The organism is Acinetobacter sp. CIP 101966, assembly GCF_000369725.1.
GTDB lineage: Bacteria > Pseudomonadota > Gammaproteobacteria > Pseudomonadales > Moraxellaceae > Acinetobacter > Acinetobacter lwoffii_Q.
Window position 1 is genome coordinate 290,959 of sequence record NZ_KB850159.1, and the last position, 11,727, is coordinate 302,685.

Consider the following 11,727-nt stretch of genomic DNA (forward strand, 5'->3'; position numbering starts at 1 on the left):
ATGAGTGCTCAGTTATTTGTTGTTGCGACTCCAATCGGGCACTTAGATGATATTAGTTATCGTGCACTTCAGGTGTTAAAGTCGGTGAGTCTTATTGCTGCCGAGGATACACGAACTTCAGCACAATTGCTTAAACACTTTAATATTCAAACACCTCTGACCGCTTGCCATGAGCATAATGAAAGCAACAAGATTGATCAGCTGATCCAGCGCCTGCTGAATGGCGAAGATATGGCCCTGATCAGTGATGCTGGCACTCCCCTGATTAGCGACCCTGGCTTTAAATTTGTCCGTGCTGCACAAGCGCATAATATTCGCGTGATTCCTGTACCTGGTGCTTGTGCGGCTATTGCTGCCTTAAGTGCTGTTGGCTTGCCGAGTGACCGCTTCAGCTTTGAAGGTTTTCTGCCATCCAGACAAAGTCAGCGCCTGCTGAATCTGGAAAAACTGAAAGATGAAACCCAGACTTTAATTTTCTATGAAGCACCGCACCGGATTCTGGAGTCCGTTAAAGATATGGCCAGCGTTTTCGGAGCAGATCGCCCGGTCGGTTTTGCGCGAGAAATCACCAAGACTTTTGAAACTATCAAGAAAATGACCTTGGGTGAGCTGGTCGAATTCATTAGCAATGATCACAATCAGCAAAAAGGCGAAATTGTTTTGGTGATTGGCGGTGCCACCGAAGAAAAAGATCTGGATCAGGAAAAGCTGGATAAATTATTGAATCGCCTATTACAGGACCTTTCGGTCAAAGCTGCTTCACAACTGGCGGCAGATTTAACCGGAATCAAAAAGAAAGTCGCTTATCAACGTGCTTTAGAACTGACTTCGGCAAACGACTAATTGCTTTAGATTTTCTATTACGTTTGGATTTGCAAAAAAAAACACCACATTGAATGTGGTGTTTTTTATAAGAAACAAGTTAATCAATAACTTATTCTTTGGCTACTGATTCATCTGCCGGCACTTCAACAATACGACCACCACTGGCAAGGAAAGCCGCAATCTCGTCTTCAAGTGCTTGACGCTTTTTCAGCTTTGCAGTGACGGTCAAAGTTTCAGCTTCTACAAGATCGGTATCACTGACGACCTCTGTGCTATCGACCGCGCCTTTTTCAGCGGCTTTTGCTTCATCATCGTCAACAATTGAATCTTCAACGTCGTCATCATAATCATTCATGTCTGTCATTTGCATCTCCCCAAAAATGGCCCTCGCTTGGTATTCCAAGTCAGGTATCGAATTAAGTGAAATTTAGCAATCTCTTCGACCTTCGCCTAGTACCAAACATCAAAAAATCGTATCTTTTTTAAACAAAATCGTTACTCTTTATTGGTGTTTGTTTAAAAAATTTACATTTCTGTCTTAAGCTGCGTAGCGTGTGTCTTTAAGTAAACCCAGACCATTGGCTTGCGCCATAAATGCATCTTTCAACATGGGCTGATTTTCTACCTGTTTCAGGCCGAAATTGCGTGCCCAAACCATCGGGAAGAATAATGTGGTTTCCATCCAGCCAATCGCAGACATGCTGTGCATCATGGCATCGTTCTGGCCCTTACGGCGATGCTCATAGCGTTTTAGGGTCTGCTCATGTGCCCATACGCCACGCGCCTGATCATGCAGCAAAACATCACAAAGCACGGCAGCATCCAGACAGCCAATATTCACCCCTTGACCTGCTAGTGGATGAATGACATGTGCGGCATCTCCAATCAGTGCTAAACCATCTTGAACGTATTGCTGGGCGGCGCGGGCTTTTAAAGGGAAAGTGGCACGTGGTGTCGCCTCTAAGACTCCACCCAGCATATGCTGGCTTTCACGGGTTAATAGCTGGGTAAACTCAGCATCTGACAACGCTGCATATTCTTCGGCATAATCCTCTGGCAAGGTCCAGACAATCGATTGCCAGTGTCCCTGCTCTTCCGGATTAAGGCTGGCCATAGGTAGAAAAGCCAATGGACCGGTTTCGAGAAAAATCTGACGTGCCATATGCTGATGAGGTTGTGCAGTTTTAATGGCACAACTGATGCCCGCCTGTTTATAGTCCAGTACATCAATATCGATAAACGCTTGCTCACGGACAAAGGAGTTTGCACCATCTGCGCCAATCACCAGTTTAGTTTGGAGTTGTGTACCATCAGCCAGATGAATGATCCACACACCGACGCCACGTTCGATGCGGCTAACTTTGACCTGTGTTCTATAATCTTGAACATCTTCAAGCATCTTTTGCTGAATAGCTAGATTCAAAATGCTTGGCTCCACCATCGAGCCTAAAGCCTGCTCTACCGATGGTGTTTTTTCTGAAGACTGGCCAAAATTGATTTCGCCATAGCCATTTTTATTCCAGACCTGCATGCCGGTATAAGGCTGCTGACGTGCTAAATTTTCCCAGACCCCCACCGTCTTTAACAAGTGAATGGTTGCCTGACTGAGAGCCAGGACACGCGGATTGGCCACCTTTAAGGTTTTATCTGCATCCAGAATTGGCGCTGCATCCAGAACTGTAGGCTGCATGCCACCTTGGGCTAACAGAAGCGCTGTAAGCCCACCCACCAATCCACCGCCAATAATGACGACGTCTAATATTTCGTTAGTTTGATTTAAGCTCATGCTTTTAACCCCATGGCATAATTTGCAACCAGTGGCTTGATGCCTGGAATCGTATCAAAAGCGATTAAACCCGTATTACGAATCAGCTTTAAAAATGGATTCTGGTTACTAAAGCCACGCACCACTGAATCACAGAATTTGATCACTCGTTGCTGGTCACTGAGACGAGATTTTTCATAGTCTTGTAATATTGCAGCATCGCCCAAGTCTGCGCCTTGTGCTTGCTGTTCCTTGAGGTAACGCACCAATACATGCGCATCACGCATACACAGGTTAAAACCCTGACCAGCCACCGGATGAATCGTATGTGCTGCATTGCCCATCAACACGACACGGCCAACAGCCTGTTTTTCAGCTAACACTTGAGATAAGGGAAAACTGAACCGTTTTCCGGTTTTCTGGAACTTTCCGGCACGATCGCCATACGTTTCCTGCAAGGCATCGAGGAAATGCTGGTCATTTTCATCTCCCAGCCATTCTCCTTCAGTACCTTTTTTCACTGGCCAGACCACGGAACGGCGATATTCGCCCGGCAATGGCAACAGTGCCAAAGGCCCTAAATGACTGAAACGCTCAAAGCCCACATGACCATGTGGCTTAGACGTTTGTACTGTGGTCACAATTGCAACCTGATCATAATCATGTTCTGACGCACCAATACCCAAGGCTTTACGGCAGAAAGAATCCCGTCCATCGGCGGCAATAACCAGTTTGGACTGTAATTTTAGTGATGATTCACCACGCTGAGCTTCGATATAAGCAAAGTCTGTATCTTGGATAAGGGAGGTCACTTGAACACCATCAATCAATTCAATTAATGGCTCTTTTTTGACTTGGGTCAGCAGTACACGACCGAGCCAGGCATTTTCAATGACCTGACCAAAGCTTTCGACTTTTTCCTGCTTGGCTTTCAGTCGGGCCTTACCAAAGCTGCCTTGTTCGGTAATATTCACTTCCAGAATTGGGGTAGCATGTTCTTGCAAGGCATTCCAAAGTCCAAGTTCCTGATAAATCTGCACGCTACGGCGTGACAAGGCACTGTTACGTGCATCAAAACTGGAATGATAGGGCGCAAGATTTTCATCATCATAATCTGGATATTTGATGGCTTCCAACAGTTTGACTGCAATATTGGTTTTCGCCAACATCAATGCGAGGCTTAAGCCGACCATCCCACCACCGACAATGATGACTTCTTGTTGCATGCTTACTTCCTTATCTGTTTATTCGCATCTATGGCGAATTACATAAAACGTATACTGGTTTTATCTTACCTCAAGGCTTTAAATTTTTATAATGATTCGTTTTATTTAGTTTTCTTCATGATGATCCAGCCTATATTGAAAAATCAAGACATCACGCTTTTCATTACCTAACTTCGGCAATACAGTATAGGCATTGATCCGTTCAACGATTTCAAACCCTGTCTTTAAAAGCACTTGGTGTGCCTGTATATGTTCTGCATCGCAGAAAGTATCCAGTGATTTAAGTGTAAGATATTGTTTAAAATACTGAATCACCGCTTTCATCGCCTCAAGCATATAGCCCTGACCCTGAAATCGAGGACCAAGTCCGAAATGAACTTCAAGGCTGTTATTTTGCTGTTGAATGATCGTTAGTAACCCGATTGCCAGATGACTTTTTCGCTCAGCAATCACCCATGAAAATCCGTCACTCGGTTGCTGCCAATAGCTTAACGCCCATTTCTGTAACATCTGCTGAGTTTGACCGACTGTTGTATGCATCTGTCGTTGTAAATATTTTGATGCTTCAACATCGCCACAATACTCTTGGAATAATGAAAATTCATCTCCAACTTTATATGCTCTTAACTCCAACCAAGTTGTCTTTAATTCAGCAACTAAAATATTTATACTCACTTTTATCAGCTCGGCCTTAAAAAAAGGAATGTTGTGATTTCATTTGGCACTTATACGATTCGATCGCAAACCTAGTCAAATTGGTATAACTCGATCTACTCGCTTCGCACAATTTTGAATACATACTGATGCTCGTAGATCCTGAATGATAAAATTGTGAATCAAGCCATTTATAAATGAGCTGATATTCACTTTCAGTAGCAGGAGGCCCATTTACAATCACTATTCTTTTCTTATTTTAAGATAATTGTATAAATATAACTCGATCTTTGAGCTAACAGATATTTTAAAAAAATTTATCCAACCATGTACAATCTAATCTTATTTGTATGATAGTGATCATCAATCTTTAGCTAGGCATTGTTGTAGATCTGGGGATGGTTCTATTAATAACGTATAAACACCTAATAAAAAACCCCGGAAATCTACCGAGGTTTCTTCATCTTCCACACTATTTCTATCCTCTCGGCAAGTTACTCGAAGACATGAATCCTATCTTGCAAGAAACTCGCCCAAGAAGATTAGCTTAACGCACAATATTGGTATGATGATCTGTGTGGTGTACTGTTTTACCCAACTTCGTTCCTGTATAAATCAGGTACAATGCCGACAAACCAACCAATACATAAACAATTCGAGATAAGGCGCTCATATCACCAAAGATTGCAGCGACCAAATTAAAATCGAATGCACCAATTAAACCCCAATTAATGCCACCAATGATTGTTAAAGCATAAGCAATCCAGTCAATCGTATTTAATCTCATAAGCGTTCTCCTGCTCTTATTTAAGTTTATTTAAGGATCAGAGAAAGTATGAGAATCTCAGCCCATTTAATATGTAGCTTTGATGCTAAAAACGGATTTTCTGTGTTGACTTCCTGTCAATTTTTAAGCCGTAAATTTTACTTAGGTTAGTTTTATTTGACTTGTTCGATATAAACGTAAGCTAAATCACTTTTTGCTCGATGTGATATAGCTAGGAGTTCTTTTTTAAAATGGCATAGAAATGTCATAAAAAAAGCCGATCTCGCGACCGGCTTTCCGTATTTTTTCTCAAATTAAGCAGCGCGCGCTTTCGCCATCAATGCTTCAATCTCTTCTACCGTTTTGACAACTTTCGCAGTTAAAACCAGCGGGCCATTTGCAGTGGCTACCACATCATCTTCAATCCTGATACCAATTCCACGCCATTTGGCATCGACTGTTTCATCATCAGACGCGATGTAAAGACCCGGCTCAACGGTCACGACCATGCCCTCTTCATACGAGCGCCATTCACCATCAACCTTATAAGCACCGACATCATGCACATCCATACCGAGCCAATGCCCCGTACCGTGCATGTAGAACTGACGAAAAGCTTCTTTTTCTATAATGTCGTCAATATTCCCCTGCATCAAGCCAAGATCGAGCAAACCTTGCACTAGGATGCGCACTGCAACATTATGTGGTTCTTTATACGAGTTACCAATTTGCACAGCATTAATTGCAGCAATTTGAGCATCCAGCACTACATTATATAAAGCTTTCTGTTCCGGGCTAAATTTACCATTCACTGGAAAGGTACGGGTAATGTCTGAAGCATAAAGCTGATATTCAGCCGCAGCATCAATCAGGACCAAATCGCCATCTTTCAGTTCTTTGTCATTTTCTACATAATGCAGGATGCAGGCATTCTCACCGCCACCGACAATACTGTTGTAGGCCGGAACACCGCCATTTTTGCCAAAGATATAATTCAGCTCGGCTTCCAGTGCATATTCCATCATGCCCGGGCGTACTGCTAGCATCGCTTGAGTATGTGCATCAGCAGAAATATCGGAAGCAATCTGCATCAATTCAATTTCATTTGCATCTTTATGCAGACGCATTTCATCGACAATACGATCCAGCTGAATTACTTGCGCTGGTGCAGAAGTACCACGACGGCTTTCACCACTTGCAGTTGCAATCCATTTGGCGACACGCGCATCAAACTCTGCATGCTGTCCAATGCGATAAAATAACTGATCTTTATTTTGTAACTTTTCTAAGATTTCTTCATCTAGCAGATCAATTGCATAGGCTTCATCTGCATCATAATCCTGAATAGCTCCATCAATACCCGCACGGTAGCCATTCCAGATTTCCATTTCACGGTTACGTTCCCGACAGAACAAACTGTAGCTATAGCCTTCTTCTTCAGTGTCAAAGGTTTCAATCACAGCCACAGCTTCAGGTTCCGCGAATCCGGTTAAATAGAAGAAACTGCTGTCTGCACGGTATTTATAATCTGCATCACGGTTACGCATGGCTACCGGACTGGTCGCGATAATAGCGATACTGCGTAAACCGATTTCCCCTGCGAGGATTGCGCGACGCTCCTCAAAAACTGCCTGTGTCAATTTCTTCATTACACTTTACTTCTTATCGATCAATACTTGTATTTAGAATATAGTCTTGAAATCAGACTATAGATTTCACTGTAAACAGCAAAATATATGCCTGATTTCAAGCAGGTGATGACTCACCTCAGCATTTCATCAGCTTGGACGTTTAGGCGAGAAAATCTCGACTACACTTTGCGCTTCTGTAGTAGCGACTTTAGGCTGATTTTTTTGACTAAATTGCTGTAAGAGGGGCGTTTCTTCAACTTGGACCTTTTTACGCCCTAAAGACAGACTGACAGGAATCAGACGCACAAATTCGTACAATTCCTGATAGCTTTCTTCACCTTCATCATCATCGTCTGAGTCTTCAAATTCAACTGCGGCTACATCTTGTAAATGTTCAATCAGCTCAACTTCATCCTGACGGATATGTCCTGAAGCCAGTCCGAAACCTAAGACCACGCCTGCACACCAGTCCGCCAGAGCCTGTACGCGTTCTGAAAGCACATGCTCATCATCAGGCAGCAAAGGTAAATAATCCAGCTCATCTTCAGACAGTGCATGAAACACATCTTCAGCTTCGCCCGTCAACAACTCTAATGCTTCGGCATCCAGTTCAGGTACATCCAGTGTTTCTAAAATCTGTAACCACTCTTCACTGCTTGGCGCCTGGGTGACACAAACAATGCCAGTTAGCAAACCATGTAGTTCGCTAGGGCTAGAAATTTCCTCAATTGAAGAAAAATTGCGGTGCCATTCGGTCCAACCTGAAATATCGTCTTGCATTCGTTTATCCAATCTTTATACTGCTTATATATTACCTTTGTTTGCAACACTGTGCGACCTCGATATGTTAGAAGAATTACAGCGTCTACAAGTGCAGATCGGCGTGTTAAAAACGCGACTTGCACGGCTTGAAAGTGAAAATTCCAGTTTGCGCGAAGAGCAAGACTCTTCAATGATGCAACATCAACAGCAAATTGAACAAAAAAACAGCGTGATTGCGCAAAAACAACAAGAAAATGAAAATCTGACAGAACAATTGACGGATTCTCGTGCCCAGTTTCAACTGCTTAATAATGATGCAACTGCACTGGCAGACCGTTATGGTCGTCTGGAAAAAAGCTGTACCGACCTGAAAAACCGTTTTCAGGAAATTCTGGCTGAACGGAATGAACTGCGCGTAGTTAAGGAAAAGATGATCCTTGAACAGCGTCATGCCCAGCAGGAAATTCAGCGTCTGACTCAGGAATCTGAACGTTTAACCCAGAAAAATGAAAATGCCAAAGCCAAGGTTGAAGCGATTATTCAACGTCTGGCCATTCTTGGCACTGCGCAGGATCATCACGCACAGGAAATTCAACAACTGGCCCATCCGACTGAAGCGACTGAGGAAGCCTCATCATGAGTGAACAAATTGCAATTGATCTCAGAGTATTGGGGCATAGTTTCCGTTTGGCCTCTACTCCTGACAAGCAGGAAGAATTAGAACGCGCGGCACAGTTATTAAATGACAAATATGATGAATTTCGCCGTAAAGCACCACGCATGGAACCTAGCAAGCTGATTATTATGGTGGCACTTGAGCTGATGCAGGAGGTTTTGAATATGAATAGATCACTGCAACAATATGCGCATTGCGAGCGTTTGTTACAAACTATTTTAGAAGAAGTTGAAGAACTGACTGAATAATCTCGAATTCTGTTTAAACTTCGGACATTCGACCGAACTGTTTACAGTTCATGAACAGCATAGAGTTGCCACACCGGGATTATTGTTTATAATTAACTTAACTCTGAGGTGTTCGCCAGCGGGTCTATTCCCCTGCCGATACTAACACTTATGGGTGTGTTCTGTATATTTAGAGTGTATGCCCATCTCCGTATGGGAAACCCAGCAAGTATACGTCGCATCCTCCTTGAACTCATCGGGTTCAGGGTAACGACACATGCAGCGGCATCTTCGGAGTACTTCAATTTCTTTTTCAAAATATAATTATAATTTTTCCTGAATTTCCTCTTATTTTAATTTTATAGTCTTTCTCTCGAACATTCTTCCAGATTCATTTTATTGATGTAATAATCATCTTGCATGAAAATGAACTCTTTTAAATTAAAAAAAGAAATCTAAATTGCTTTAAGTTAAATAAAGATGAAAAAGTTTTTGGTAACTCACTCCCCTATTTTTTAGGCAATTTTATCTCGATATAAAATATGCATCGCCCAGATTGCAGCAGGAATCCAGCCTAAAATCGAAATTTGAAGCATTAAGCACACTGTCGCTTCGACTGGTCGATGAAGGGTCATAAATAATGACCAAGGGAAGATAAATGCAATAATTGATTTCATTTTTAAAACCCTCTTTTGCCATGTTTTAAATTTTTATATCCAGTTTTTATGGGCACTTAAAACTGGTACTAAGATTTAGATATTTTTAATGGGATCAGCAGAATCTCTGTACATGCTGTAATCCCGCGTAAAAATATCCTGAAAGCCTAATTCAGCCAGCTTAAATGAAGCTTAAAAATTATTTTAAATCCGCTAACCTTTGCATATTTTCAATCAAAATATTGACGTTTGAATGAAACAGTCTTTGCTTTAACTTTTACTTTCCATAGATTCAGATCTGAATAAAATCTTGAATCCCTAGACCTTTATTTACTTACTGCAGCTAGTGTACTCAAGGCTGATACTCGCCAAATCACATCACCGACATCATCAGCAACCAAAATGGCACCGGAGGAATCTACCGCCACACCGACTGGTCGCCCATATGCATCGCCCTGATCACTTAAAAATCCAGTCAAGACATCTTGAGGTGGGCCCATCGGTTGCCCATTTTGAAAGGGAACAAAAATCACTTTATAGCCACTATGCGGTTTGCGGTTCCATGAACCATGCTGACCAATCAGCGCTCCATTTCGATATTGAGGCATCAGGTCTGCCCTATAGAAGGCCAAGCCCAATGAAGCTGTATGATTGCCCAATGCATAATCCGGTGGAATTGCTCGCGCAACTAAGGCAGGTTTTTGCGGTTTGACCCGTGTATCTACATGTTGGCCATAATAACTATAGGGCCAGCCATAAAAAGCACCTTCTTTGACAGAGGTCAGGTAATCAGGAACCAGATCATTACCGAGCTCATCACGTTCATTCACCACTGTCCAAAGTGTGCCGCTCTTAGGTTGCCAATCCATGCCATTCGGATTACGCAGTCCGATGGCAAAAGGTCGCGCTTGAGCACTGGCTATGTCAAATTCCATGATCAGTGCCCGGCCCTGCTCTTGCTCTAAGCCATTTTCAGCGACATTACTGTTGGAACCCACCGTGATATAGAGTTTGCTTCCGGCAGGATTGGCAATGACATTTTTGGTCCAGTGATGGTTTAAACGGCCTGCCGGTAAATCCAGCACCTTGGTACCGGCTGCTGTAATTTGAGTCGCACCGTTCTGATAAGGAAAGCGCATTAGGGCATCAGTATTCGCCACATACAACATATTGCCGACCAGTGCCATGCCAAATGGAGAATTGAGATTCTGTAAAAATACGATTTTTTGTTCAGCCACCCCATCTCCATTGCTATCGCGAAGCAGACTGATGCGGTTGGCACTGGGGTGCGATGAACCTGCACGTTGCATCACCCATTTCATGATTTTTCCTTTGATCCCTTTGCTATCATCGGGCTTGGGTGGTGCATCCGTTTCGGCCACCAGCACATCACCATTCGGCAATACATATAGCCAGCGCGGATGCTGCAACCCTTTGGCAAATGCCTGAACTTTTAAACCTGTCGCGGGTGTCGGCATTTTACCTTCAGGCCAACCTTTGGCGGGCGCCATATTGACTGTAGGCAGCAAGCTTGATTTTGGTTTGGGCAAATGTGGCTGGGAACCATAACTGTCATTGATAGGCGACTTGGAAGGCATGGTACATCCAGTCATGGTTAGGAGAAGTGCACAGCTGGCACCTGTAAGTAAAAGTTGAATAGGCTGATGAAGCATTTTTATCTCTTGTTATTATCATCCTCAACTTACTTTAAAAAACAATTTGAGATGCCACTAGCGGGTTCTTGTTTTTTCTGGTTATGAATTGGTTATCAATTTTGAGTTAAGTCTGATATTTATCTTGCTATAAAAATAAATTTATCCTGACTAACTTACGCAGGACGGCAGGATAACATTTCCAGAGTAATTTTTTTTACCTCATTACGGCTGTGTCGAATATGAGCCTCTAATATAGAAAGACAAGCGACTGCATCTTGGGCAAGCAGCGCCTTTAAAATTTGTTGATGCTCGGCATAGGTCGCTGTAACCCGATAATCTTTGGAAAAATCTAGACGGCGTATGATCCGAATTTTTTCGCTGATCTCACTATGTATTTTTGCCATTTCTGCATTGCCGGCTGCCAATACCAAATGACAATGAAATGCTTCATCTTCTACAGATAACCGCCTGAGATCATAGATATATTGTTCTGGTTGAATACACCAGGTTTGAATCAAAACAGCCAGAGCAACCTGCAACTGGTCTTTGGGCATCTGACAAAGTTGTTCGACTGCATAACCTTCCAATAAAATCCGCAGATCATACAGTTCTTCATAAACTTTAAAGTCTAGTGACCGAACCTTCCAGCCACTTCTAAACTGCACCTCGACATAACCTTCCTGCTGCAAGCGATACAAAGCTTGCCGGATGGGTGTACGGCTTACGGCATAGCTTTCAGCAATTTCCGATTCGGTAAAGCGCTCTCCCGGCATCAGCTTAAAGTCAAAAATGTCATTTTTAATTTTCTGGAAAACCAGCTCAGACAGATTGTCTGAGCTTTTTCCTGTCGCTTTAGTACTTGGATTGCGAACAATAGTCATGGC

The 11,727-nt window shown here is 42.9% G+C and carries 13 protein-coding genes and 1 other RNA gene; 4 read left to right on the forward strand and 10 right to left on the reverse strand.

Annotation, left to right across the window (positions count from 1 at the left end):
- On the forward strand, nt 1-843 hold the full coding sequence (gene rsmI, locus F891_RS04320) for a 16S rRNA (cytidine(1402)-2'-O)-methyltransferase (RefSeq protein WP_004279519.1): 843 nt from the start codon (nt 1-3) through the stop codon (nt 841-843).
- A 91-nt stretch (nt 844-934) separates the two neighbouring features.
- On the opposite strand, the gene F891_RS04325 is transcribed toward rsmI, so the two are convergent.
- The 7 genes from F891_RS04325 to F891_RS04355 all read right to left on the reverse strand — a co-directional run bounded on the left by F891_RS04325 (nt 935) and on the right by F891_RS04355 (nt 7,647).
- Nucleotides 935-1,189: a hypothetical protein gene (locus F891_RS04325; protein ID WP_004646359.1), complete on the reverse strand. Its 255-nt coding sequence runs from the start codon at nt 1,187-1,189 to the stop codon at nt 935-937.
- Nucleotides 1,190-1,363: 174 nt separating this feature from the next.
- The gene (locus F891_RS04330; RefSeq protein ID WP_004279517.1) at nt 1,364-2,611 is read right to left on the reverse strand and encodes an FAD-dependent monooxygenase; all 1,248 of its coding nucleotides are present in this window, start codon (nt 2,609-2,611) and stop codon (nt 1,364-1,366) included.
- Complete coding sequence (ubiH, locus tag F891_RS04335; RefSeq protein ID WP_004279515.1) at nt 2,608-3,816, reverse strand: 2-octaprenyl-6-methoxyphenyl hydroxylase; 1,209 nt, start codon at nt 3,814-3,816, stop codon at nt 2,608-2,610. The genes F891_RS04330 and ubiH overlap by 4 nt, the downstream gene beginning before the upstream one ends.
- A 105-nt stretch (nt 3,817-3,921) precedes the next feature.
- Nucleotides 3,922-4,491, reverse strand: coding sequence for a GNAT family N-acetyltransferase (locus F891_RS04340; protein ID WP_004279513.1), 570 nt, complete (start codon nt 4,489-4,491; stop codon nt 3,922-3,924).
- A 526-nt stretch (nt 4,492-5,017) separates the two neighbouring features.
- The gene (locus tag F891_RS04345) at nt 5,018-5,257 is read right to left on the reverse strand and encodes a DUF378 domain-containing protein (RefSeq protein WP_004279510.1); all 240 of its coding nucleotides are present in this window, start codon (nt 5,255-5,257) and stop codon (nt 5,018-5,020) included.
- A 293-nt stretch (nt 5,258-5,550) separates the two neighbouring features.
- On the reverse strand, nt 5,551-6,885 hold the full coding sequence (pepP, locus tag F891_RS04350; protein WP_004279509.1) for a Xaa-Pro aminopeptidase: 1,335 nt from the start codon (nt 6,883-6,885) through the stop codon (nt 5,551-5,553).
- Between the two features lie 129 nt (nt 6,886-7,014).
- Nucleotides 7,015-7,647, reverse strand: coding sequence for a UPF0149 family protein (locus F891_RS04355; RefSeq protein ID WP_004279508.1), 633 nt, complete (start codon nt 7,645-7,647; stop codon nt 7,015-7,017).
- A gap of 64 nt (nt 7,648-7,711) precedes the next feature.
- Between F891_RS04355 and F891_RS04360 the strand changes: the two genes are divergently transcribed.
- The 3 genes from F891_RS04360 (at nt 7,712) to ssrS (ending at nt 8,834) form a co-directional block, all read left to right on the forward strand.
- Nucleotides 7,712-8,269, forward strand: a complete 558-nt coding sequence (locus F891_RS04360; protein ID WP_004279506.1) for a hypothetical protein — start codon at nt 7,712-7,714, stop codon at nt 8,267-8,269.
- Nucleotides 8,266-8,553 carry a cell division protein ZapA gene (locus F891_RS04365; RefSeq protein ID WP_004279505.1) on the forward strand — a complete coding sequence of 96 codons (288 nt, stop codon included), beginning with the start codon at nt 8,266-8,268 and terminating at the stop codon, nt 8,551-8,553. The genes F891_RS04360 and F891_RS04365 overlap by 4 nt, the downstream gene beginning before the upstream one ends.
- A gap of 97 nt (nt 8,554-8,650) precedes the next feature.
- A non-coding RNA gene (ssrS, locus tag F891_RS17265) (6S RNA) lies at nt 8,651-8,834 on the forward strand.
- Nucleotides 8,835-9,047: 213 nt separating this feature from the next.
- On the opposite strand, the gene F891_RS17270 is transcribed toward ssrS, so the two are convergent.
- The 3 genes from F891_RS17270 to F891_RS04380 form a co-directional block, all read right to left on the reverse strand.
- Nucleotides 9,048-9,209 carry a YqaE/Pmp3 family membrane protein gene (locus tag F891_RS17270; RefSeq protein ID WP_004279504.1) on the reverse strand — a complete coding sequence of 54 codons (162 nt, stop codon included), beginning with the start codon at nt 9,207-9,209 and terminating at the stop codon, nt 9,048-9,050.
- 305 nt (nt 9,210-9,514) lie between these two features.
- Nucleotides 9,515-10,801, reverse strand: coding sequence for a PQQ-dependent sugar dehydrogenase (locus F891_RS04375; protein WP_228127853.1), 1,287 nt, complete (start codon nt 10,799-10,801; stop codon nt 9,515-9,517).
- Between the two features lie 215 nt (nt 10,802-11,016).
- Nucleotides 11,017-11,724: a GntR family transcriptional regulator gene (locus F891_RS04380; protein WP_004279502.1), complete on the reverse strand. Its 708-nt coding sequence runs from the start codon at nt 11,722-11,724 to the stop codon at nt 11,017-11,019.
- Between the last annotated feature and the right edge of the window lie 3 nt (nt 11,725-11,727).